Origin of the sequence: Mesorhizobium sp. M0761 (assembly GCF_040320205.1) — a bacterium.
Lineage (GTDB): Bacteria > Pseudomonadota > Alphaproteobacteria > Rhizobiales > Rhizobiaceae > Mesorhizobium.
This window is the reverse complement of sequence record NZ_JAMYPF010000018.1, coordinates 15,545-39,855: the sequence shown is the minus strand read 5'-3', so window position 1 is coordinate 39,855 and position 24,311 is coordinate 15,545. Positions and strand designations below refer to the sequence as shown.

The 24,311-nt window shown below is 63.3% G+C and carries 20 protein-coding genes; 12 read left to right on the top strand and 8 right to left on the bottom strand.

Features of this window, described 5'->3' with window-relative positions; genetic code table 11:
- The first annotated feature begins 27 nt into the window (after positions 1–27).
- From NKI32_RS24520 to NKI32_RS24510, 3 genes are all read left to right on the top strand, one after another.
- A complete protein-coding gene (locus tag NKI32_RS24520; RefSeq protein WP_023754856.1) occupies positions 28–1,809 on the top strand; it encodes an alpha,alpha-trehalose-phosphate synthase (UDP-forming) in 1,782 nt (593 codons plus the stop codon).
- A complete protein-coding gene (gene otsB / locus NKI32_RS24515) occupies positions 1,806–2,594 on the top strand; it encodes a trehalose-phosphatase (protein WP_023672690.1) in 789 nt (262 codons plus the stop codon). The genes NKI32_RS24520 and otsB overlap by 4 nt, the downstream gene beginning before the upstream one ends.
- Positions 2,595–2,794: 200 nt before the next feature.
- On the top strand, positions 2,795–4,252 hold the full coding sequence (locus NKI32_RS24510; RefSeq protein WP_023710457.1) for an NCS1 family nucleobase:cation symporter-1: 1,458 nt from the start codon (positions 2,795–2,797) through the stop codon (positions 4,250–4,252).
- Positions 4,253–4,355: 103 nt separating this feature from the next.
- On the opposite strand, the gene NKI32_RS24505 is transcribed toward NKI32_RS24510, so the two are convergent.
- The 5 genes from NKI32_RS24505 to tpiA all read right to left on the bottom strand — a co-directional run bounded on the left by NKI32_RS24505 (position 4,356) and on the right by tpiA (position 9,483).
- Complete coding sequence (locus NKI32_RS24505) at positions 4,356–4,892, bottom strand: DUF1697 domain-containing protein (protein ID WP_023832095.1); 537 nt, start codon at positions 4,890–4,892, stop codon at positions 4,356–4,358.
- A gap of 24 nt (positions 4,893–4,916) precedes the next feature.
- A complete protein-coding gene (gene pyrG / locus NKI32_RS24500; RefSeq protein WP_023672693.1) occupies positions 4,917–6,545 on the bottom strand; it encodes a CTP synthase in 1,629 nt (542 codons plus the stop codon).
- A gap of 163 nt (positions 6,546–6,708) precedes the next feature.
- Positions 6,709–7,827, bottom strand: a complete 1,119-nt coding sequence (locus tag NKI32_RS24495; RefSeq protein WP_027049440.1) for a L,D-transpeptidase — start codon at positions 7,825–7,827, stop codon at positions 6,709–6,711.
- Positions 7,828–8,028: 201 nt separating this feature from the next.
- Positions 8,029–8,517, bottom strand: coding sequence for a preprotein translocase subunit SecG (gene secG / locus NKI32_RS24490; RefSeq protein ID WP_023693455.1), 489 nt, complete (start codon positions 8,515–8,517; stop codon positions 8,029–8,031).
- A gap of 195 nt (positions 8,518–8,712) precedes the next feature.
- Positions 8,713–9,483 (bottom strand): triose-phosphate isomerase, encoded by a 771-nt coding sequence (gene tpiA, locus NKI32_RS24485; RefSeq protein ID WP_023819952.1) that lies wholly within the window; start codon positions 9,481–9,483, stop codon positions 8,713–8,715.
- 147 nt (positions 9,484–9,630) lie between these two features.
- Between tpiA and NKI32_RS24480 the strand changes: the two genes are divergently transcribed.
- The 5 genes from NKI32_RS24480 to NKI32_RS24460 are packed head-to-tail and all read left to right on the top strand — an operon-like array spanning position 9,631 to position 15,074.
- Positions 9,631–11,526 carry a peptidylprolyl isomerase gene (locus tag NKI32_RS24480; protein ID WP_023688560.1) on the top strand — a complete coding sequence of 632 codons (1,896 nt, stop codon included), beginning with the start codon at positions 9,631–9,633 and terminating at the stop codon, positions 11,524–11,526.
- A 31-nt stretch (positions 11,527–11,557) separates the two neighbouring features.
- Positions 11,558–12,568 carry an anthranilate phosphoribosyltransferase gene (trpD, locus tag NKI32_RS24475; protein WP_353003960.1) on the top strand — a complete coding sequence of 337 codons (1,011 nt, stop codon included), beginning with the start codon at positions 11,558–11,560 and terminating at the stop codon, positions 12,566–12,568.
- A gap of 3 nt (positions 12,569–12,571) precedes the next feature.
- Positions 12,572–13,384, top strand: a complete 813-nt coding sequence (trpC, locus tag NKI32_RS24470) for an indole-3-glycerol phosphate synthase TrpC (protein ID WP_023750454.1) — start codon at positions 12,572–12,574, stop codon at positions 13,382–13,384.
- Positions 13,385–13,386: 2 nt separating this feature from the next.
- Positions 13,387–13,869: a cyclic pyranopterin monophosphate synthase MoaC gene (gene moaC / locus NKI32_RS24465; protein ID WP_023726639.1), complete on the top strand. Its 483-nt coding sequence runs from the start codon at positions 13,387–13,389 to the stop codon at positions 13,867–13,869.
- The gene (locus NKI32_RS24460) at positions 13,869–15,074 is read left to right on the top strand and encodes a molybdopterin molybdotransferase MoeA (protein ID WP_353003957.1); all 1,206 of its coding nucleotides are present in this window, start codon (positions 13,869–13,871) and stop codon (positions 15,072–15,074) included. Before moaC ends, NKI32_RS24460 begins: the two co-directional genes overlap by 1 nt.
- A 46-nt stretch (positions 15,075–15,120) precedes the next feature.
- Here NKI32_RS24460 and NKI32_RS24455 read toward each other — a convergent pair whose 3' ends face one another.
- On the bottom strand, positions 15,121–15,948 hold the full coding sequence (locus tag NKI32_RS24455; RefSeq protein WP_352840309.1) for a hormone-sensitive lipase: 828 nt from the start codon (positions 15,946–15,948) through the stop codon (positions 15,121–15,123).
- A 166-nt stretch (positions 15,949–16,114) separates the two neighbouring features.
- Here NKI32_RS24455 and NKI32_RS24450 point away from each other — a divergent pair, with 166 nt between their 5' ends.
- Both NKI32_RS24450 and kynA read left to right on the top strand, forming a co-directional pair.
- A complete protein-coding gene (locus tag NKI32_RS24450; protein WP_023684707.1) occupies positions 16,115–17,740 on the top strand; it encodes an AMP-binding protein in 1,626 nt (541 codons plus the stop codon).
- Positions 17,737–18,573, top strand: coding sequence for a tryptophan 2,3-dioxygenase (kynA, locus tag NKI32_RS24445; RefSeq protein ID WP_023748414.1), 837 nt, complete (start codon positions 17,737–17,739; stop codon positions 18,571–18,573). Before NKI32_RS24450 ends, kynA begins: the two co-directional genes overlap by 4 nt.
- Before the next feature lie 106 nt (positions 18,574–18,679).
- On the opposite strand, the gene kynU is transcribed toward kynA, so the two are convergent.
- Entirely contained in the window at positions 18,680–19,927 is a 1,248-nt protein-coding gene (kynU, locus tag NKI32_RS24440) for a kynureninase (protein ID WP_023696564.1), read from the bottom strand.
- Between the two features lie 167 nt (positions 19,928–20,094).
- Between kynU and NKI32_RS24435 the strand changes: the two genes are divergently transcribed.
- Both NKI32_RS24435 and lexA read left to right on the top strand, forming a co-directional pair.
- Positions 20,095–20,859 (top strand): GntR family transcriptional regulator, encoded by a 765-nt coding sequence (locus NKI32_RS24435; RefSeq protein ID WP_023688568.1) that lies wholly within the window; start codon positions 20,095–20,097, stop codon positions 20,857–20,859.
- 205 nt (positions 20,860–21,064) lie between these two features.
- Positions 21,065–21,847, top strand: coding sequence for a transcriptional repressor LexA (gene lexA / locus NKI32_RS24430; protein ID WP_023693449.1), 783 nt, complete (start codon positions 21,065–21,067; stop codon positions 21,845–21,847).
- On the opposite strand, the gene NKI32_RS24425 is transcribed toward lexA, so the two are convergent.
- Positions 21,841–24,297: a ComEC/Rec2 family competence protein gene (locus NKI32_RS24425; protein ID WP_353003955.1), complete on the bottom strand. Its 2,457-nt coding sequence runs from the start codon at positions 24,295–24,297 to the stop codon at positions 21,841–21,843. The two genes, lexA and NKI32_RS24425, sit on opposite strands and share 7 nt — an antisense overlap.
- Positions 24,298–24,311 lie beyond the last annotated feature (14 nt).

Genomic DNA, 24,311 nt, shown 5'->3' with positions numbered 1-24,311 from the left:
GGCGGCCAAAATTGAGTTGGAATTGGAATGACTGATTATGGCATGGCCCTGCTCTGGGTCTTGATCCTTGCAAGCCTTGGCCTTTCGATTCTAGCCGTTATGTTATCGATCTCCAGGCAACGTCGTAGCCATAGCTTGACGGTTGCACCGACTGCCGGCGAGGACGTCGCATCGGAAGCGACGCGCAAGGTCTTGCGGGAGTTCGAGAAGAACGGACAATCTCCCGACGCGGCGCTGGTGAACTGGTCGCCCGACACCTTGCGCAAGATACTTGCCGACGACCTGCCGGACGCGCAGGTCATCGTCGTCTCGAACCGAGAACCCTATATCCACAACATCAAGGACGACGGCGTCGAGCTTCTGGTGCCGGCCAGCGGCCTGGTGTCGGCGCTTGAGCCTATCACCCGCGCCTGCAGCGGCACCTGGATCGCCTATGGCGGCGGAACTGCGGATCGTCTGACGGTCGACAGCAACGATCGGGTTCAGGTGCCGCCGGACAATCCGTCCTATACGCTGCGCCGCGTGTGGCTGAGCGACGACGAATACCAGGGCTATTATCTCGGCTTTGCCAATGAAGGGCTTTGGCCGCTCTGCCATATCGCCTTCACACGGCCGGTCTTCCGTGCCTCGGACTGGGAGGCCTATGAGGCCGTCAACCGCAAATTCGCCGATATGGTGGTTGCCGAGGCGCGCAATGAGCGGCCGATCGTGCTGGTTCAGGATTACCATTTCGCGCTCCTGCCGCGCATGATCCGCGAGCGCCTGCCGGAGGCGATCATCATCACCTTCTGGCACATCCCGTGGCCGAACTCCGAAGTGTTCAGCATCTGCCCATGGCGCGAACGCGTTCTTGATGGACTGCTCGGGAGCTCGATCATCGGCTTTCACACCCAGTTTCATGCCAATAATTTCACTGAAAGCGTAGACAGGTTCCTGGAAAGCCGGATCGAGCGCGCCGACGCCGCGATCTCGTATGGCGGGCGGACGACACTGGTGCACGCCTATCCCATCTCCATCGAATGGCCGGCCGAACTCCTGGCCAAACTGCCACCGGTCGAGGAAAGCCGCGCCCGCCTGCGTGAGCGGTTCGGCCTGTCGGCGGACGTCAAGCTGTGCGTCGGCGTCGAGCGCCTGGACTACACCAAGGGCATCCTCGACCGCTTCCATGCGCTGGACGAATTGTTTACGCGCCACCCCGAGTGGATCGGCAAGGTAGTGTTCCTGCAGATTGCTGCCCCAAGCCGCGGCACGCTGCCGGCGTACCAGCAACTGCACGATGAATGCCTGCGTTATGCCAACGAGCTCAACCAGCGCTACGGTCATGACGGCTACAAGCCCGTGGTCATGGTGGCTGAGCACCATTCGCAGCAACAGGTCTATGAGATCTATCGCGCCGCCGACATCTGCATGGTCACCAGCCTGCATGACGGCATGAACCTCGTAGCCAAGGAATTCGTCGCCGCGCGTGACGACGAACAGGGCGTGCTGTTGCTCAGCACATTTGCCGGCGCGTCGCGCGAACTGCTGGAAGCACTGATCGTAAATCCTTACGACGCGGCGATGATGAGCCAGGTGCTGCTGCAGGCGCTGACCATGTCACCGGACGAACAGCGCGAGCGCATGCGCCCGATGCGGGAAATAGTGCGCGACAACAATGTCTTTCGCTGGGCCGGCAGCATGCTGCTCGATGCGGCGCGCCTGCGCAAACGCGGCGACCTCGAAAGAGCGACTAGTGTCGCCGAGCGGCCCGCAAACACCGACACCAACATCGTCTCGCTGTTCGACCGCATGCGGAAGGTGGCGTCATGAATAGCCTGTCAAAAGCACCGGGCCTGCCAACCGCACCCGACCTGCCGGAAGGACAATGGGCGCTTTTCCTCGATATCGACGGCACGTTGCTGGAGCACGCGGCGCACCCCGACGCCGTGTCCGTAAGCGACGAACTGCGCAACCTCCTCGGCGTCGTCGATGAACGGCTGGACGGCGCTGTCGCCTTTATCACCGGCCGCTCGGTCGAAGGCGCCGACCGCCTGTTTCATCCGTTGAAGCTGCGTGTTGCCGGTCTCTATGGGCTGGAACACCGGCTGACGCCGGACGGCCCGGTCGTTACCGCCGATGCTCCCGCCGATATCGCTGCCCTTGCCGACGCCATCGAGGCCGAACTGGATGACGGCCTTGTTCATATCGAGCGCAAGGGTCCGATCCTCGCCATCCATACGCGTGCGGCGCCGCATCTGCTGGCCAGGGCAACGCATCTTGCCGAACAGGCATTGACCGAGCTTCCCAAGGGCTATCGGGTTATCCCGGGCAACGCCGGCGTCGAACTCATGCCGCTCGAAGCAGCCAAGGGCGCTGCCGTGCGGCGTTTCATGGCAATCCCGCCCTTTGCCGGACGGCGGCCGGTCTTTCTCGGCGACGACACCGCCGACGAAAACGGTTTCGAGGCGATCAACGAGGCCGGCGGCATCTCGATCCGGGTCAAGCCGCGTGGGCCGACCGTGGCCCAATACAGGCTCGATGATGTCACCTGCGCGATAGCTTGGCTTGCCGCCAATTTCGACGCATCACCGGCCCTCAACCGCAAAGCGTCCTGATCGCTGCCGTCTGCGGGTCGAATCAAGATCGCCGCGATTGCGCCGACCTTCGCCAAAAGCCGATCGATAAGCGCTGTTCTCATTGAATATCTTTAAGGCCAAAGCCGGCAAATGGATTGCTTGCCGGTTCCCCTGCGTCAGGCATAACCTGCGCAGTCGACGCGTGAGGGCGCGTGCGGCATCAAGGGGAGGACATCGCAATGACCATACAAGGCGCATCACCCGATCTATACAATGAGGATTTGGCTCCGGCCAAAGTCCGAAACTGGGGGCCGTTCTCGATCTTCAACGTCTGGACGTCGGACGTCCACAGCCTCTGGGGCTACTATCTCGCCGCAAGCCTGTTCCTGTTTTGCGGCGGCTTCGTCAATTTCATCATCGCCATCGGCATCGGTTCGCTGATCATCTACGCGCTGATGAACATGGTCGGCTATGCCGGCGTGAAGACCGGCGTGCCCTACCCCGTGCTGGCGCGCGCGTCCTTCGGCATCTGGGGCGCCAACATTCCGGCCCTGGTGCGCGCCATCGTCGCCTGCTTCTGGTACGGCGCGCAGACGGCAGCGGCATCGGGCGCGATCGTGGCGTTGCTGATCCGCTCGCAATGGTTCGCCGATTTCAACGCCAACACGCATTTCCTCGGCCATACGGGTCTGGAAGTGATCTGTTTTGTGGTCATCTGGGCACTGCAATTGCTGATCATCCAGAACGGCATGGAAACGGTGCGCCGCTTCCAGGATTGGGCCGGACCGGCGGTCTGGGTGATGATGTTGATCCTGGCGATCTATCTCTGTGTAAAATCCGGGAGATTTGCCTTTACCAGCGACATCCCGATGGATGTGCTGCTCGACAAGACAAAGGATGCCGGCGTACCCGGAACCCCTGGCTCCTGGACGTCGCTGTTTGCGGTGGCCGCGATCTGGGTCACCTATTTCTCGGCGCTCTATCTCAATTTCTGCGATTTCGCCCGCTATGCCCCAGACAAGGCATCGCTGCGCAAGGGCAACATCTGGGGCCTGCCGATCAATCTCATCCTGTTCTCGCTGGTCGCCGGCGTGACCACCATCGCTGCCTTCGACGTCTATGGCGAAGTGCTTCTGCATCCCGACCAGATCTCGGCGAAATTCGACAGCTGGTTCCTGGCAGCGCTTGCAGCCCTGACTTTTGCCGTGGCGACGCTCGGCATCAATGTGGTGGCAAACTTCGTCTCGCCGGCCTTCGACTTCTCCAATGTCTTTCCCCGGCAGATCGACTTCAAGAAGGGCGGCTATATCGCGGCCGTGATCGCGCTGGTGCTTTATCCCTTCGCGCCGTGGGAAGGCAGTGCCGCGTCTTTCGTCAACGTCATCGGCGCGACGATGGGGCCGATCTTCGGGGTGATGATGGTCGACTACTATCTGATCCGGAAGGGCGAGGTCGACGTCGAGGCACTGTACCGCGAACATGGCGAGTTCCGCTTCCAGGGAGGCTGGCACGTCAACGCCTTCATAGCCGCCGGCATCGGCGCCATCTTCTCCTCGGTCCTGCCGAACTTCACCAACTTGCTGCCGGCATGGTGGGGCGTTTATGGCTGGTTCTTCGGTGTCGGCATTGCAGGGGTCATCTACTACGTCCTTCGCACCGCCGCCCTTGGCGCAGGGGCCAGGACGGCAAAGGCGTGAAATGAGAGATAGGGAGTAGTCAGTAGTCAGTAGTCAGTGGGAATAGTATAATCCCTACTCCCTACTCCCTACTCCCTACTCCCTACTCCCTACTCCCTACTCCCTACTCCACCATCTCAGCCAATCTCCGCACCGTGTTCCAGTTGCGTGCGGTGCCGATGCCCATGCGCTTGTGGTTCATGGCAGCGAGCAGCCGCGAGCTTGGCCGCTGGCGCGAAAAGACGACCCAGATGTCACCGTCGACCGAAGCCACCTTCTCGTCCTCAGCGGCATAGGCCTGGAGCGCGGCCACACCATCCGCTGGCGCTGGCTCGCGCATCACCCGCACGGCCACCTGATCGCCTGCCTCGGCAGAGTCGGCCGGGAATGGGTTGCCGGCGGCAAGTTTCAGCCAATCCTCGGCAGTGCGCACGATGATGACGACATTGCGGCCGAAGGTTTTTTCGAAGGCCGTTTCCAGCCGCTGTTCCAGCTTGGCGATGCCAGTCGCCCGTGTCTCGAAGACCAGATTACCGGTCGCCACCAGGGTGCGCGGGTTCTTCAGCCCAAGGTGTTCAGCCATCGCCTTGAGGTCGGCCATGACGACCCGGCGGCCTTCGCCGAGGATGATGCTGTAGAGCAGCGCAACATAGGTCTGCATCAGCTGCGAAACCTCACCGTGGCCCTAGACCAGCCGCGACTGGTCCACCGCGGCCGAGATGAAGCTGGCGAACAGCGGATGCGGCTCAAGCGGCCGGCTCTTCAGCTCCGGGTGATACTGGACGCCGATAAACCAGGGATGGTCGGGATATTCGACGGTTTCCGGCAGCACGCCGTCGGGCGACATGCCGGCAAACACCAAGCCGCAATCCTCAAGCCGCTCCTTGTAGTCGATGTTGACCTCGTAGCGATGGCGATGGCGCTCGGAAATCTGGGTGTCGCCATAGATGTCGGCGATCTTCGAACCCTTGGCGAGTTCGGCCTGATAGGCGCCAAGCCGCATGGTGCCGCCGAGATCGCCCGTTTCGCGGCGCTTCTCCAGCATGTTGCCTTTCAGCCATTCGGTCATTAGGCCGACGACGGGCTCGTCCGTCGGACCGAATTCGGTCGACGAGGCGTGTTCGACGCCGGCCAGCGAGCGCGCCGCCTCGATGCAGGCCATCTGCATGCCGAAGCAGATGCCGAAATACGGCACCTTGCGCTCGCGGGCGAATTTCGCCGCCAGGATCTTGCCTTCCGAGCCGCGCTCGCCGAAGCCGCCGGGCACCAGGATGCCATGCACCTTTTCCAGCCACGGCGTGGGGTCTTCCTTCTCGAAAATCTCGCTCTCGATCCAGTCGAGCTTGACCTTGACGCGGTTGGCCATGCCGCCATGCGACAAAGCCTCGATCAGCGATTTGTAGGCATCCTTGAGGCCGGTGTATTTGCCGACGATGGCAATCGTCACCTCGCCCTCCGGATTGTGGATGCGGTTGGACACGGCCTGCCAAGGCTCCATGCGCGGCTTCGGCGCCGGATCGATACCGAAGGCGGCCAGCACTTCCGAATCGAGCCCTTCCTTGTGGTAAGCCATCGGCACGTCATAGATGTGGGGCACGTCGAGCGCCTGGATGACGGCACTTTCGCGCACATTGCAGAACAGCGACAGTTTTCTGCGCTCTTCCTTGGGGATGGCGCGGTCGGCGCGGACCAGCAGGATATCGGGCGCGATGCCGATGCCGCGCAGTTCCTTGACCGAATGCTGGGTCGGCTTGGTCTTCAGCTCGCCAGCCGTCGGGATGTAAGGCATCAAGGTCAGGTGGACATAGACGGCGTTGTTGCGCGGCAGATCGTTGCCGAGCTGGCGGATAGCCTCGAGAAACGGCATCGCCTCGATATCGCCAACCGTGCCGCCGATCTCGCACAGCACGAAATCATAGTCGTCATTGCCGTCGAGCACGAAATTCTTGATCTCGTCGGTGACATGCGGAATGACCTGCACGGTGGCGCCGAGATAGTCGCCGCGCCGTTCGCGCTCGATGATGTTCTTGTAGATGCGGCCGGTGGTGATGTTGTCCTGCTGGTTGGCCGAGCGGCCGGTGAAGCGCTCGTAATGGCCAAGATCGAGATCGGTCTCGGCGCCGTCATCGGTGACGAAAACCTCGCCATGCTGGTAAGGCGACATCGTTCCGGGATCGACATTGAGATAGGGATCGAGCTTTTTGATGCGTGCGCGATAGCCTCGCGCCTGCAAGAGAGCCCCAAGGGCCGCTGCAGCGATGCCTTTTCCTAGTGAGGAAACCACGCCGCCTGTGATGAATACATATCGCGCCATGGGAGTTATCGCTTAACGCGGCCGAATTGATTCCGCCAGAGAAAAAACCGCCGCTGAGGCTTTTTCAAGAGAAGGCGCGATAGTCCCGAGGTTCGAGACTGGTGTTTTGGTCAAAACAAAAGGGCCGGCAAAAGCCGGCCCTTTCGGCAGGTTTGTGAAAGCGTCAGATGATGACGACCTTGGTGCCGACCCTGACGCGGCTGTAGAGGTCCATGACGTGCTCGTTGATCATGCGGAAGCAGCCATTGGAGGCGCTGGTTCCGATCGACTGCGGCGCGATGGTGCCGTGGATGCGCAGATGCGTGTCCTTCTTGCCGTCGTAGAGATAAATGGCGCGGGCGCCGAGCGGGTTCTGGCCGCCGCCGGGCATGCCGTCCTTGTACTGGCCATAATGCTTGGGTTCGCGCTTCTGCATGTCGAGCGTCGGGATCCAGCGCGGCCATTCCTGCTTGTCGCCAACGGCAACCTTGCCCTTGAACTGCAGGCCTTCGCGGCCGACCGCGATCGCATAGCGGCGGGCGGTGAAAGCCGATTCGACGAGGTAGAGGCGGCGCGCGCTGGTATCGATGACGATCGTACCCGGCTCATAGCCGCTGAATTCGACGTCCTGCGGCACGAATTCCGGCTTCACCTTGAACTGCTTCTTGGCTTGCCGCTTGGCGAGAGCCTGGTCGAGCGCGCGCGTTTCGGGGAGATAGGCAATCGACGAGGCAGAGGACGTGCCGCCGAACAGGCCGGCGAACAGTCCGCCGCTCGTCGGCTTCTGGCCCGGGGCCTCGCTGCGCAATTCGCCATTGTTGCCGGTCAGCGCGATATTCATCGCTTCGGCCGGAAGCGGTTCAGCCGATTCGATCGGCTCGATCGGCGCGATCGGGTCAACCGGAGCGATGATCTTGGTGGTCTTCTTGCCTGGCTTGGCGTCGGCAACCACGACCGGCTTGCCCTTGCTTGCCAGGAACGCTTGGCGCTGGGCATCGGCCCTGGCTTTCGCCGCATCGCGCATCGCCAGCTTGCGGGCCTCGAGCGCCTTGACGCGGGCGAGATCCCTGTCGGCGGCGATCTTGTCTTCGAGCTTGCTGATCTGAGCCAGATCATCCGGGCTCGGGTTTTTCTTCTTCTTGAGAAGCTTCAGCTGCGTCGCATCGCTCTTGGCGGCGACGTTGATGACAGCGGTTTTGCCAACCGCCTGCGGTGAGGTCATTGCCGGAGTGCCGGCGAAGGCCGCGGAGCTCATGCCGAATACGGCACAAAACCCCATGAAAATGAAGCTGCGAAGCTGCATGGCGAAGATCCGATCGTTCAATGCTTGTTGCCCACGGCGTCGCCCGGCGCCCCCCAAGGGCGCAGAAAGTGCCGCCGGCAATCTATAATCGAAGTGGCGTACGGGCCTCAAGCACGGGGTGCGGTCGAATCTTCGTGATCGTGTGCCATTTGCCGCGACTGTGTTGAAACAACAACAGATCGCGGCATCTGACGCTACCGACTACTGGTTCGGAACCTGCGGTGTCACCGGCAAGGTAACGCCATTGGTAGCCGGCGGCGTAGCCGAATCGGTTGCAGGTGGCGTCGCCGGAGATGGAGCCGTCGCCGGGGCCGTGGTGGCGGGCGGCGTGGTGGCGGCGCCGTTGGCCGCGGGCGCGGCCGGTGCGGTGTTGCCCGAAGGCGGCGTCGGCGCCGTCGTGCCGGGCAACTGATTGAGCACGCCGTTGCCGCTGTCGGCCGGCACGCGATCGAGAATGTCGATCGGTTTTTCGCCATAGCGGGCAACGATAGAGAGTGTCAGCGACGTCACGAAGAAGGCCGCGGCCAGGATCGCCGTCGCCCGCGTCAGCGCATTGGCGGCGCCACGCGCGGTCATGAAACCGGAACCGCCGCCAATGCCGAGACCACCGCCTTCGGAGCGTTGCAGCAGCACCACGCCGACAAGGGCGAGCACGACCATGAGGTGGATGACGATCAGTACGGTTTCCATATTTTATCCTGGCAAGCCCTGCCGCTCCCTGGCGATCAGGGCCGGTGATTTGGAGGCGGCTCCATACAATGCTTTAACGGCATTTCCAAGCCCGTGGCCGGAATATGGGAAGCAATGCGCCCTTTGCAACGATTTCCGCCGAACTGCCGCGTTCATAAGTCGATGACGGAACTGTCGGCAACGAAATTCCGGGGCCTACGCGATATTCTGGTATGCCTCGGCGATGGCGAGAAAGTCGGATGCCTTCAAGCTGGCGCCGCCAACCAGCGCGCCGTCGACGTTTTTGACGCCCAGCAGTTCGACTGCGTTGGACGCCTTGACCGAGCCGCCATAGAGAATGCGCATCTTGCCGGCCACGACTGCGCCGAGCGCTTCCGCCAGTTTTTGGCGGATATGTGCGTGCGCCTCCGCCACGTCTTCGGCGGTCGGCGTCAGGCCGGTGCCGATAGCCCATACCGGCTCGTAGGCGATAACGGTGTTGGCGGGCGTTGCGCTCGGTGGCACCGAGCCGGCGACCTGGCGCGATAACACGTCGAGTGCTGTGCCCGCTTCGCGCTCGGCCTTGGTCTCGCCGATGCAGATGATGGCGACGAGCCCTGCCCGCCACGCCGCCGAGGCCTTGGCGAGGACGATGGCATCGTCCTCGCTGCGCTGTTCGCGGCACTCGGAATGGCCGACAATGACGTGGCTGGCGCCCGCATCCTTCAGCATCTCGGCTGAGACACAGCCGGTGAAGGCGCCGCTTTCCTTGATGTGGCAGTCCTCGCCACCGGCCCGCACCGGCGTGCGCGACAGGATTTCGACGGCGCGCGACAGCAAGGTCGCCGGCACGCAGACCAATGCTTCGGTCTCTGCGTCGAGCCCGCTCATGAAGCCGTTGCCGATCATCCTGAGCTCGTTCAGCGAAGCGCTGGTGCCGTTCATTTTCCAGTTGCCGGCAACGAGCGGTCGAATTCCTGGCGTCATGGGGATCTGGTTCTCCGGGCGACATTGGGGTCTCGCCCTCCCTATCAAAATCAGGCCACAAAGCAATCGACAGTGAGCCGGAAGGGCGCTATTGCGCTTGTTTCAGACTCGGGCGCACGCAAAACTGCGCAAAAATCGGAAGTAACAATGCTTGGTATATTGAGAAGCGCGGCAGGGACCTGGGTCGCGAAAGCCCTGCTGTCGCTGCTGGTGTTGAGTTTCCTTGCCTGGGGCGTCACCACGCGGATGACGGGCGGCTTCCTGGCCGGCCATCATGCGGTGATCACCGCCGGCAGCACCACCGTGTCGATCACCGAATACCGCCTCGCCTACGATCGCCAGATCGCCATGCTGCAGCAGCAGATCGGCCAGCGTATCAGCCGCGACCAGGCCAAGGCCTATGGCATCGACAACCAGGTGCTGGCTCAGTTGGTGTCCGGCGCCGTCCTCGACGAACAGGCGCGCAAGCTCGGGCTTGGCTTCTCCAAGGACAGGCTGGCCGAACTGACGCGGCAGGAACCCGCCTTCCAGGGCCCGAATGGCCAGTTCGACCGCCGGCTGTTCGAATCCCGCCTGCGCGAACTGGGAATGCGGCCGGAGGATTATCTGAAGAACCGGGCTCAGGTGGCGGTGCGCCAGCAGATCGTCGAAGCGGTTTCGGACGGCCTCAAGGCTCCAGACACCTTCTTCAAGGCAGTTGCGCTCTATCGCGGCGAAGACCGCACCATCGACTATCTGATCTTGCCAAAGGCGTTGGTGGAGCCCATCGAGGCGCCATCCGATAGCGTGCTTCAGGCTTATTTCGAGGCCAACAAGAAAACCTACGCGGCGCCAGAATACCGCAAATTCTCCTATGTCCGGCTCGAGCCCGAAGACATCATGGATGTCAGCGCCGTAACGGACCAGCAGGTCAGCGACGACTACAACAAGAACAAGGGCCGCTACACCACGCCGGAAATGCGCACCATCGAACAGCTGGTGTTTCCTTCCGCGGACGCCGCCAAGGCGGCATCCGATTCGCTGAAGACGGGCGCCACTTTCGACAAGATCGTCACCGCGCAGGGCAAGACCCCGGCCGACACGCTGCTCGGCACGCTCTCCAAGGATAAGATCACCGACAAGGCGGTCGCCGATGCCGCATTCGCGCTTGCCGTCAACGAAGTCAGCCCGGTCGTCCAGGGCGCGTTCGGTCCGGTGCTTTTGCGCGTCACCGAGATCAAACCGGAAACGGTGAAGCCGCTGGCGGAAGTGTCAGACCAGATCCGAAAGGATCTGGCGCTCGGCGAAGCAAGCCGCATCCTGCTCGACGTGCACGACAACTACGAAGACACCCGCGCCGCCGGCAGCACGCTGGCCGAAGCCGCCGCCAAACTGAAGCTCAAGGACGTCACCGTCGAGGCCATAGACCGCACCGGCCTCAAGCCGGACGGCACCATCATCAAGGACCTGCCGGCATCGCCGGACCTGATCAAGGCGGTGTTCGAGGCCGAGCCCAACACCGAGAATCAAGCCCTGACCACGCCTAACAACGGCTTCGTGTTCTATGAACTGACATCGATCACGCCGGCTCGCGACCGCACGCTGGACGAAGTCCGCCAGCGCGTGGTGGCGGACTGGACGACAGAGGAAACGACCAAGCGGCTGACCGCGAAAGCAGACGAACTCGACAAGCGCCTCAAGGCTGGCACCACACTCGACGTCATCGCCGGCGAACTGAAGCTTGAAAAGCAGACCAAGCGCGGCGTGAAGCGCGAGGCCGACGATGTCGATTTCGGCAAGGAGGGTGCTGCTGCGATGTTCGGGGTCGGCGAAGGCGGCACCGGGCTGATCCCCTCGCCCACCGGCGACGGCCAGATCCTGTTCAAGGTCGCCGAAGTGTTCGAGCCGGCCGGAGCCGACGCCAGCTCGGTACCCGACGATGCGCAAAAATCCTTCACGCAAGGCATGTCCGACGATCTGCTCGACCAGCTGGTGGCGCAGTTGCAGACGCAGTACGCCGTCAGCGTCGACCAGGCCGCCGTTTCCCAAGCCCTCGCCCAATGAATGGCCTTAGCCCAATGAACGTCTTGGCCCAATGAGCGCCCTGAAGACCCATATCGCCAAGGTCGCCACGGGAACCGGGCTTACCTTCGAGGAAGCGCGCGAAGCTTTCGACATCATCATGTCTGGCGACGCGACGCCGGGCCAGATCGGCGGCTTCCTGATGGCGTTGCGCGTGCGCGGGGAGACCGTGAGCGAGATTTCCGGCGCCGTCGCCACCATGCGTGCCAAGATGCTGCGCGTCGAAGCTCCTGAGGGCGCCATCGACATTGTCGGCACGGGCGGCGACAATTCGCATTCAGTCAACATCTCGACCGCTTCGGCCTTCGTCATTGCCGGCTGCGGCGTGCCGGTCGCCAAGCACGGCAATCGCGGCCTGTCGTCGCTGACGGGCGCTGCCGATGTGCTGGTCGCGCTCGGCGTCAAGATCGATATCCTGCCAGAGGTGATCGGCCGCTGCATCCAGGAGGCCGGCGTCGGCTTCATGTTCGCGCCGGCGCACCACCCTGCGATGAAGCATGTCGGCCCGACCCGCGTCGAGCTCGGCACGCGCACCATCTTCAACCTGCTCGGACCGCTGTCCAATCCGGCCGGCGTCAGCAGGCAGATGGTCGGCGTGTTCCTGCCTGAATGGATCGTGCCGGTGGCCGAGACATTGAAGGCGCTGGGCACCGAGCATGCCTGGGTCGTCCATGGCGACGGCTATGACGAAATCACCACCACCGGCGAAACGCAGGTGGCGGAACTGGCCGGCGGCGAGATCCGCCATTTCACGCTCACCCCGGAAGCCGTCGGCCTGCAGCGCCACACCAAGGACGAGTTGCGCGGCGGCGACGCCGCCTACAACGCCAAGGCGTTGCGCGACATGCTGGGCGGTGCTGCCGGCGCCTATCGCGATACGGTGCTGATGAATGCCGGCGCCGGCATGGTGGTAGCCGGCAAGGCGACGACGCTTGCCGACGGCATGGCCGCGGCCACACAGGCCATCGACAGCGGCCGGGCGCTGGGCGTGCTCGACAGGCTGGTCGAGATTTCGAACGGATGAGCCGTGGCTGACATTCTGCGCAAGATCGAGGCCTACAAACGCGACGAGATCGCGGCGGCGAAGGCGCGGATACCGTTGGCCGAGATCAAGGCGCGAGCCAAGGATGCCGACGCACCGCGTGGCTTTCTGAGGGCGCTTGAGGCGAAGCGCAGATCGGGCAGCTTCGGCCTGATCGCCGAGATCAAAAAGGCTAGCCCTTCCAAAGGCTTGATCCGTGCCGATTTCGACCCGCCCGCACTGGCGCAGGCCTATGAGAAAGGCGGTGCCGCCTGTCTTTCGGTGCTGACCGATGCGCCATCCTTCCAGGGCGCGCCGGAATTTCTCACCAATGCGCGCAACGCCGTCGCCCTGCCCGCGCTGCGCAAGGATTTCCTGTTCGACCCTTACCAGGTTTACGAGGCTCGCGCCTGGGGCGCTGATGCCATCCTGATCATCATGGCCAGCGTCGATGATGCCTTGGCCAGCGAATTGGAAGCGACCGCATTCGAACTCGGCATGGATGCGCTGATCGAGGTGCATGACGAGGCCGAGACGCAGCGCGCGGTAAAACTGTCGTCGCAGCTGATCGGCATCAACAACCGCAATCTCAGAACATTCGAGACCAGCCTCGAAACCTCGGAACGGCTGGCGTCGATGGTGCCGGGCGGCCGATTGCTGGTCAGCGAGAGCGGCATTTTCACCCACGACGATTGCTTCAGGATGCAAAAGACCGGCATCAGCACCTTCCTCGTCGGCGAGAGCCTGATGCGGCAAGAGGATGTCGCTGCGGCAACGCGGCTGCTTTTGACAGGCAAGGCGAAGGCAGAGGTAGCCTGACAATGGCAGCCGCCCTCACCCATCTCGGCGCCAAGGGCGAGGCCAACATGGTCGATGTCGGCGACAAGGCGGAGACGACGCGCACGGCGGTCGCCGAGGGCTTTGTGTCGATGCGGGCCGAAACCCTGAAGATGATCCTCGACGGCGACGCCAAGAAGGGCGATGTGCTGGGTACCGCGCGCATTGCCGGCATCATGGCGGCCAAGAAGACGCATGAGCTGATCCCGCTCTGCCATCCGCTGCTTTTGACCAAGGTGTCGGTCGACATCGAACCGGACACCACGCTGCCCGGCCTCAGGGTCACCGCGCTTGCCCGCGTCACCGGCAAGACCGGGGTCGAGATGGAGGCGCTGACCGCGGCGTCGGTGGCGTGCCTGACCATCTACGACATGGCCAAGGCGGTCGACCGTGCCATGGTGATTTCCGGCATCAGGCTGGTGGAAAAGACCGGCGGCAAGTCCGGCGACTACAGGGCGGGTTCGTAATGGCGCTGGTTCCGGTCGCCGAGGCGCTTCAACGCCTCCTCGACGGCGCTGTGGCGTTGCCCGGTGAAAGCGTCGCGCTGGCGGATGCGGCCGGCCGGGTGCTGGCGGAGCCGGTCGTGGCGCTGCGTACCCAGCCGCCTTTCAATGCATCTGCCATGGACGGCTATGCCGCACGGGCGCAGGATGTGGCGACCCTCCCCGCGAGGCTTTCGGTGATCGGCACGGCGCCTGCAGGGCGCGGCTTTGACGGCGCTGTCGGCAAGGCGGAAGCCGTGCGCATCTTCACCGGCGCGCCGCTGCCTGAAGGCGCAGACACCATCGTCATCCAGGAAAATGTTCGCGATCTCGGCGGTGGCCGGATCGAGGTCACCGAACCGACGGCGAAGAACCGCAACATCCGCCGCCTTGGACTGGATTTTGCCCAAGGCGACGTGCTGCTGGAGAAAGGCCGCGTGCTCGATCCGGCTGCATTGTCGCTGGCGGCGTCGGCCAATCATCCCCGGTTGAACGTGGTGCAACGGCCGCTGGTCGCCATCATCGCCACCGGCGACGAATTGCTGCCACCGGGCAGCGAACCTGGCCCCGCCCAGATCATCTCGTCCAACGCCTATGGCGTCGCTGCTGTGGCGCAGTCGGTCGGCGCTCGCGCGCTCGATCTCGGTATAGCGGCCGATCGCAAGGAAACGATCGCGGCGCTGGTGAAAAAGGCGGTCGATGCGAAAGCCGACGTCATCGTCACGCTCGGCGGCGCCTCGGTCGGCGACCATGATCTCGTCCATGACGTGCTGACCGGCGAAGGCATGAACCTCGACTTCTGGAAGCTCGCCATGCGCCCGGGCAAGCCGCTGATGTTCGGGCGGCTGGGCGATATCAGGTGCATCGGCCTGCCCGGCAATCCGGTGGCGAGCCTGGTCTGCTCGCAATTGTTCCTGAAGCCGTTATTGGCGCAGCTCGGCGGCCGTCCCCACCGGCAGGACATCCGCCAGGCTCAGCTTGGCGCCGCGATGCCGGCCAATGATCTAAGGCAAGACTATGTGCGCGCCGTGGTCCGGGAAGAAGCCGGCGCATTGGTGGCGACGCCGTTCGGCATCCAGGATTCCTCGATGCTGAGAATGCTGGCCGACGCCAACGGCCTGATCGTGCGCGAGCCCTTCGCTCCGGCGGCAGAAGCAGGCGCTGCTTGCAGCGTTCTGATGTTGCGCTGAGGTCGCGCATTTAAGCCTTTAAATCTAACAGATAAACTGTTTGTTACTACGCCAGCAATGTCCGCGTCAGCGGATGTGTCGGATCGGCAAGCCCGTCGACGATGCTGAAATGATGCCGGTCCGGCTCGACCACTGTGCTGGTCGTGGCGCCGAGGCCGATCCAGATGTTGGCAAGCAGCGCATTCTGGCGCAGGAACTCCGCCCGCTCGCCGCCGCCGGCCCAGCAGGTGATGCGCGCGCCCTGCATGGGGCGCAGCAGAACCGGGCTTTCGGCCAGTGCTTCCGCTTCATCGATGGCCAGTGTCGCGTTCATCCCCGTCCGCATGATCGGCCGCAGATCATGAACCCCGGAGATCGAGACGACATTGCGTATGCGGCCGGCCACATCGGCGGCCAGAGGCGTCGTTGTCGTCACCATCCTGGAGGCGAGATGGCCGCCGGCGGAATGCCCGGTCAGGATCACCGGCCCGCCGACCATCGTCGCCGCCTTGCCGATCGCCGCCGCGATTTCCCTGACGATGCCGGAAATGCGTATGTCGGGACAAAGCGTGTAAGTCGGCATTGCCACGGCAAAGCCATTGGCAACCGCGCCGTTGGCCAGATGCGACCATGGCTTGTTGTCGAACGCCTTCCAGTAACCGCCATGGATGAAGACGACGAGCCCTTTGGGCATGACATCGGGAAGGAACAGATCGAGCCTGTTGCGTGGACTGTCGCCATAGGAGATGTCGAGCTTGGCCCGACCGGACGCCGACATTGTGTCGCGAAAAGCCTGTGCCGGTGTGTCCCACGCGGCCGGCCAGCGATTGCTGCCGGCAATGTTGTCGCCGTTGGCGTAGGCATTGTCCCAATCGGCAACACGATGTTCGAGCATCTGCATCCCTCCCGGATGGCTTCAGTTCAGTCGACAGGAATGGCCGCCGAACAGGGCGGCGTCAATGCTGCGACCTAAAAACATTTTAGGCTTGAAACAAATTTCGACTGGTGCGATCCTGCGCCTTGTTCAGCCATGGGCGCGAGGCAGACAGGGGCAGCCGAAAATGCTTGGGCCATCAGCGCATATCGACACATTCACGCGTGACAACCTGCCGCCGCCGGAGCAATGGCCGGAGTTTTTGCTCGACGGCTTCGACTATCCCGACCACATAAATGCCGGCGTCGAATTGACCGACAGGCTGGTCGAAAAAGGCTTCGGCGACCACACCGCGCTGATCGGCAATGGCCGCCGCCGCACCTACAAGGAACTGTCCGACTGGACCAACAGGCTCGCCCATGCGTTGGTCGAGAATTACGGTGTCAAGCCGGGCAACCGGGTGCTGATCCGCTCGGCCAACAATCCGGCCATGGTCGCCTGCTGGCTGGCCGCCACCAAGGTGGGCGCGGTGGTCGTCAACACCATGCCGATGTTGCGTGCCGGCGAACTCGCCAAGATCGTCGACAAGGCGGAAATCACGGTCGCACTTTGCGATACGAGGCTGATGGACGAGATGACCGCCTGCGCCAAGGGCAATGCGTATCTCAAGCAGGTCATTGGCTTCGACGGCACGGCCAACCATGACGCGGAACTCGACCGAGCCGCCCTCGACAAGCCGGTCACCTTCACTGCCGTCAACACCGGCCGCGACGATGTCGCGCTGCTCGGCTTCACCTCCGGCACCACCGGCGTGCCGAAGGCGACGATGCATTTCCACCGCGACCTGCTGATCGTCGCCGACGCCTATGCCCGCGAAATCCTGGAGGTGACGCCCGACGACATCTTCGTCGGCTCCCCGCCCCTTGCCTTTACCTTCGGTCTTGGCGGGCTCGCCATCTTCCCGCTGCGCTTCGGCGCCGCGGCGACGCTGCTGGAACAGGCGACGCCACCCAACATGATCCACATCATCGAGACCTACAAAGCGACCATTTCCTTCACCGCTCCAACCGCCTATCGGGCCATGCTCAAGGCCATGGATCAAGGCGCTGACTTGTCCTCGCTGCGCGTCGCGGTTTCGGCGGGCGAGACGCTGCCGGCGCCTGTCTTCGAGGAATGGACTGAGAAGACCGGCAAGCCGATCCTCGATGGGATCGGCGCCACCGAGATGCTGCATATCTTCATCTCCAACCGCTTCGACGACATGAAGCCGGCCTCCACCGGCAAACCCGTCGGCGGCTATCAGGCACGCATCGTCGATGACGAGATGCGGGAGTTGCCGCGCGGCTCTACTGGCCGGCTGGCGGTGCGCGGCCCGACCGGCTGCCGCTACATGGCCGATGCCAGGCAAAAGGACTATGTCCGCGACGGCTGGAATCTCACCGGCGATACGTTCACGCAGGACGAGGATGGCTTCTTCCACTTCGCCGCGCGTTCCGACGACATGATCGTCAGCGCCGGCTACAACATCGCCGGCCCCGAGGTCGAAGCGGCGCTGCTCTCGCATCCCGACGTCGCCGAATGCGCGGTGACCGGCGCCGAGGACGGCGAACGCGGCCAGATCGTCGAGGCGCATATCGTGCTTGTGCAAGGCGTTTCGCCGGACGCATTGACCGTCAAACGCCTGCAGGACCACGTCAAGGCAACGATCGCGCCCTACAAATATCCGCGTTCGGTGAAGTTCATCGACGCCTTGCCCAAAACCCAGACCGGCAAGATCCAGCGCTTCCGGTTGCGCGCGGAGAAGATCAATTGATTAAGCCGCACGATCCGGCGTCCGATGGCGCGCAGATGTCGTTCAAGGAGCGGATGTCCTACAGCGACTATCTGCAGCTGGACAAGGTGCTCGATGCGCAGGCGCCGCTGTCTTCGGCCCATGACGAGATGCTGTTCATCATCCAGCATCAGACATCGGAATTGTGGATGAAGCTCGCTTTGCACGAGATCGGCGCCGCGATCCGCTCTATCCGCGCCGACCGCCTCGAACCGAGCTTCAAGATGCTGTCTCGCGTCGCGCGCATCTTCGAGCAGCTCAACAATGCCTGGGACGTGCTGCGCACGATGACGCCAAGCGAATACACCGAGTTTCGCGACGCGCTCGGCCAATCCTCGGGCTTCCAGTCGTGGCAGTACCGCGCTATCGAGTTCATGGCCGGCAACCGCAACCTAGCCATGCTCGGGCCGCACAAGCACCGGCCCGATCTTACGGACAGGCTGGAAGCGATCCTGGCCACGCCGTCGCTGTACGACGAGGCGCTTCTGCTTTTGGCGCGCAATGGCTTCGACATCGGCGCCGATGCCGGGCGCACGGACTGGCGCGAGACGCGCGTCGAGAACGAAGACGTGCTGGCTGCCTGGCAAACCGTCTACCGCGACCCGCAGCGCTACTGGATGCTCTACGAACTGGCCGAGAAGCTGGTCGACTTCGAGGATTACTTCCGCCGCTGGCGCTTCAACCACGTCACCACGGTCGAGCGCATCATCGGCTTGAAGCGCGGCACGGGCGGCACCTCAGGCGCCTCCTATCTGAAGAAGATGCTGGAGGTTGTGCTGTTTCCGGAGCTCTGGACGGTCCGCACCCGGCTCTAGAGCATTTCACCGTTTAACGTAAACGGCGAAATGCTCTAGCTCTTTGATTTGACGCAATTGCGGACGGAAAACCGCTTCACACTTTTCCTGAAATTGCTCTAGTTCCTCAGGTGACCGCGGTCTTCACCGCGAAGCGGGCGTCCTGCCAGGCGCCGGTGCGCAGAATATCCTCCAGGACTTCGACCGCCTGCCAGACATCGCCATATCCGACATAGAGCGGCGTGAAGCCGAAACGGATGGTCGACGGCGCCCGGAAATCGCCGATCACGCCGCGCTCGATCAGCGCGCGCATCACCTGATAGCCATGCGGATGGAGGAACGACACCTGGCTGCCGCGCTGGCTGCCGTCGCGAGGACTTTCCAGTTCAAGCCCGTAGGCGCCGCATCTGGCTTCGACGAGCTGGATAAACAGGTCGGTCAGCGCGATGCTTTTTCTGCGCACCGCCGCCATATCGACGTCGTTCCAGATATCGAGCGCGCCCTTGAGCGCCCGCATCGACAGCACCGGCTGCGTTCCGCACAGGAAGCGGCGAATGCCGCTGCCGACGGCAAAGCCCTGCTCGAAGGCAAAGGGCCGCGCATGGCCCCACCAGCCGCTGAGCGGCTGGTGGGCATCGTCATGGTGGCGCTCGGCCGCGTAGATGAAGGCTGGCGAGCCCGGGCCGCCATTGAGGTATTTGTAGGTGCAGCCGACGGCGAAATCGGCATTGGCACGGTCAAGTTCGACCGGCAAGGCGCCGGCCGTGTGGCAGAGATCCCAGATGATCAGCGCGCCGGCGTCATGTGCCTTGCGCGTCAGCGCCGCCATGTCGCGCAACTGGCCGGATTTGTAGTTGACGTGGTTGACCAGGATGACGGCAACGCTGTCGTCGATCAGCTCCTCGATTGCGGCCGCGTCGACGCCCTCCAGCCGCAGCCGCGTTCCCGGCCGGGTCGAGGCGACGCCTTCGGCCATGTAGAGGTCGGTCGGGAAACTGTCGCCCTCGGCAACGATGACCGACCGATCCGGCCGCATGCCGAGCGCTGCGTGCAGCAGCTTGTAGATGTTGATCGAGGTTGTGTCGCAGACCACCGTCTGCCCATCAGCCGCGCCGATCAGTCGCCCGAGCTGATCTCCGAGTTCCACCGGCATGTTGAACCAGCCGGCGGTGTTCCAGGCGCGAATGAGGTCGTGCGCCCATTCCTGCGTGGCGGCCTGCTGCAGTTCGCTGAAGACGACCGCTGACGCGGCGCCCAGGGAATTGCCGTCGAGATAAATCACGCCTTGCGGCAAGACAAAGCGTTCGCGCATGGAGCGCAGCGGATCGGCGGCATCCATTGCTTCGATTGTAGCGAGATCGGGTGTCGTGCTCATGATCCGGCGCCCCTCCATGGACAAACGCGCGCGGCGGAGCCTGCCGCCCAAACATGCCGGCGATCTTGAGTGGTCGCCCTTGAACTGTCAAACATTATATATAATTCACCCATTGAAAGGCTTTGATATATAATGATCCGCCGAGCGTTTATGTCTGATGGATCACGATGCTGGATGACGAGCAGACCTCGAAGACGGAAGCGGCCTATCGCCTGCTCAGGCGCGATATTCTTGCGACCCGGCTGGCGCCTGCCGCGCCGTTGAAGCTGAGCACGCTGCGCAACACCTACGGCATCGGCTGGACGCCGTTGCGCGAGGCGCTGTCGCGGCTGGAGGCGGAACGGCTTGTGACCGCCATCAGCAACCGCGGGTTTGCGGTCGCTCCCGTCTCTCGGGCGGAGCTCGAGGATTTGGCGCGTGCGCGGCTGGTGGTCGAACTGCCCCTGCTGGTGGAATCGATCGAGGAGGGCGATCGTGAGTGGGAAGACGCGGTCGTTGCCGCCCACTATCGTCTCTCACGGTGCGGGTCTGTTCTCGACGATCCATCGGATGATGCGGTCGACGCGTGGTACGAAAAACACGATGCCTTCCATGCGGCGCTGCTCAGTGCCGCGACATCCAGCTGGCTGCTGCGCTTCAATGCGACGATTTCCGACCAATTGCATCGCCATCACCGCTTTCTGGGTCTGGCCCCGACGCTGCGCGCCGCCGCCGGCCGCACGGATGGCCACCGGAAGGCCGTGGCGGCCCTGCGCGACGCCGTGGCGATCGAACACCATACCGCCCTGATGGAAGCGGCCCTCGATCGCGACGTCGAACGTGCGAAAACTCTGATGACCGCTCACATCGGCTACACGCTGCAGGTCTATGCCCAGAGTGAACCCGGCGCGGATGCTGCGCAGCCCCGTCCGAAAAGGAAGCGGCGATCGTAGCCGACGACGCAGGGCACTTTGTCTTCGTTTCACCCCGTTGCCGGCCAACGACTACGAGCGCCGCTCGCGGTGCCGAACGTCACGCTGAACAAAACGTCAACACATTCATTAAACTTTAAAAGGTTGCGGAACACAACTGGAACAGATAGTGTTTGTTCTGGGTTTGTTTTTTCTGATTCTGGTTTCAGAACCCCTGGGGGCCGCGATGCTGACGCGCAAACAACATGAGCTTCTGATGTTCATCCATGAACGCCTGAAGGAGAGCGGAATCCCGCCGTCCTTCGATGAGATGAAGGAAGCGCTTGACCTCGCCTCCAAGTCCGGCATCCACCGCCTGATCACGGCGCTTGAGGAGCGCGGTTTCATTCGCCGGCTGCCGAACCGGGCGCGCGCGCTGGAAGTGCTGCGGCTGCCCGACTCGATCGCACCAGGCCTCAATGCGGCGAGGAAGTTTTCGCCGAGCGTCATTCAGGGCAGTCTTGGTCAAACCGGCCAAGGGCAAGGCGGCCAAGGACAAGGCGCGATGGGCCAAGGCGGTATCGGTCGCCAGATCAAGCCGGGCTCGCCGTCGCGTTCGATGTCGGCCGGCAATGACGACGCCGTTTCGGCGGTGTCGATCCCGGTGATGGGACGCATTGCTGCCGGTGTGCCGATCGACGCCATCCAGCATCAGACCCATTCGATCTCGGTGCCGCCCGACATGATCATGGGCGGTGAACACTACGCGCTCGAGGTCAAGGGCGATTCGATGATCGAGGCCGGCATTTTCGATGGCGACACGGTCATCATCCGCAATGCCGACACAGCCAGCCCCGGCGAGATCGTGGTGGCGTTGGTCGACGATGAGGAAGCGACCCTGAAACGCTTCCGCCGCAAGGGCGCCTCGATCGCCCTGGAAGCCGCCAACCCGGCCTACGAGACCCGCATTTTTGGACCGGACAGGGTGAAGGTGCAGGGCAAGCTTGTCGGATTGATCCGGCGCTACTGAGCCGGCTTGGGTTTGTACTTTTCACGCTGGTTGTAAGGCGGCAGGCCGCGCGCTTCGCGGGAGAAGCGGCGTTGCTCGTGCCAGGGGCGATACGGCTTGTCGACGGCGAAGCGGATGGTTGGCGCTGCAGCTGCCGATTGCGGATCGAAGAAGACGGCGGCGCTGCCGTCGCGGGCCAGCTGTTTCTTCGTCACGACCAGCACCAGCGGGTCGCGGCACGGATTGTAGGCGGTGGCGTCATCGATGACGATCAGGCTCGCGAAGGCACAGGCCGGCCGCGCCGTCTTGCGGTCTTTCGCAAGCGCTACAATGGCTCCGGAAGGGTGCCGGGCGATACAGAGATCGCCGGTGCAATAGAAGGGCGAGCCGGGCGGCAGATCGAGCGGATCGAGATCGAACCGCGTATCTGTTGACTCGAAAATCTCAGGTGGGATAATGGTTTCGGCCCGCAGCGCCCGTTTCCAATTGTCCGTGGTGAATTCGTTGGAGCGTTCGCGGTTGAGGGCGAGTTCGCCGCCACCGATCGGCATGGCCACCAGATGCGCATCCTCGGATATGAGCACGTCGGGCGTAAGCACCTGCGGCACCGTCAACAGGCCGGCCAGCGCGAAAGGCACGGCCGCCAACCTGAGCCAGGTGGTGGCCATGGTGGCGATGACGAGGGCGACCGCCACCAACAGCACCGAGCGGATGGAGATCAGCCCGACGGCGTCGACCGGCGAGCGCTCGGAAATCCAGGCCGATATAGCGATCATCGCCATCAGACCCTTGCCCATCACATAGAGGAACGGCCCGTCGGCGCCGAACGGCATCGCCAGTGCGCTGAGCACGGCAAAAGGCATGACGATCAACGAAACAATCGGCATCACGGCCAGATTGGCGATCAGGCTGAGCGGCGACACACGCTCAAAATGCCAGATGGCGAACAGCAAGGTTGCACTGCCGGCGATGATCGAGGTCATGGCGAGGCCGCCCATGGCCAGCGCGAATTTTCGCGACAGGAAGCCGACGAAGGAGCGCTTTGCCGGCGGCGTTCTCACCTTGTCGGCGCGGTAATCGGCCCAGCCGGCATAGGCGCCGACAAGGGCGGCGGTGGCAGCAAACGACATCTGGAAGCTGGGACCGACCACCTCGTGCGGCGACACCAGGATGACGGCAATGGCGGAGATCGCCAGATTGCGCATGGTGAGTGCGGCGCGATCAAACAGCACGGCGACAAGCATGACCGCCAGCATGATGAAGCTGCGCTCGGCGGCAACCACGACGCCTGAAATGACGAGATAGGCGGCGATGGAGACGAGTGCTGCCACTGCTGCATATTTCTTGACTGGGCGGCGCGAAGAGAAATCGGGAAACAGCGCAAAGGCGCCACGCAGCAACGCCATGATGGTGCCGGCAACCAGCGCCATGTGCAGGCCGGAGATGGAGATGATGTGGTAGATGCCGGTGCGCCGCATCGCTTCGTTGACCTCGTCCGGGATGCCGGCGCGCACCCCGACAATCAACGCCGCGGCAATCTCGCCTTCGGCGCCGCCGATTTTGCCCCTGATATGGTCGGCAATGTTTTCGCGCGCGTTCTCGATTGCCGAGGAGAGCCGCGCGGTCAGCGGCGGCGGTCCCTGCGTAGCAATGGTTTTCGGATTGCCGAGAAAGAAGCCGCTGCCGCCGATACCGGTGAAATAGCTGTCGAAGGAGAAATCGTAGCTCTCCGGCCGCACCGGACCGGTCGGCGGCAACAGCCTGGCATAGCCGGTGATCAGGGAGCCGGCGGTCATATCGGCGGGAACGGTCCGCGCCGAGAGCCTGACCCGCTCCGGGGCGTAGCGCAGCTCGGGGTAAGCGGTCGAAACCACATCGAGCGTCAGCCTGATGCGGCCGCTTTCCATCTGTTCGAGACTGACGACGCGGCCGGTCAGCCGTGTCTGAATCTCGGAGCCGAGCATCTGCGTTCCGGCGCGCCAAGTCTCGACTTTGGCGGCGACGACGCCGAGCGCGCACAGCATCGCGGCCATGCAGAACAGATGCGTCCTCGGCCGCGATCGCGTGGCGAGGGCGCAACATGTCGCCAGCACCACAATGGCGATTGGCTGCGCAAAGCCGGGCTCGCCGGCCAGCGAGAAATAAATGATGACGCCGGCCGCCAGGAAAACCGGCACCAGCAGGAAGGCGACGCCCCGGTCGAGCTCCGTGTTGGCGGCCACGGCAAGGCTGCGGCGGAGCGCGGGCCATGACGGACGGCGAAGCCGTCTGCGCAGACGGGCGATAGATCCGGGCGCTGTGACTTGCGCCGGCAACGCGTGACCGGGCAGCGCAGGCGCGACGCCGGGATGCGGCTCAGGCAGCGCGAGGGGCAGCGGCTCGGCATAGGGACTATCGGCAAACAGCGAGCGTTCGCTGACGCTTGCCTCGGCGCCTTCGCCTTCCTTCGTGCCCCGGCCACGTCCAGCCATCGGGTCTGCCCCTT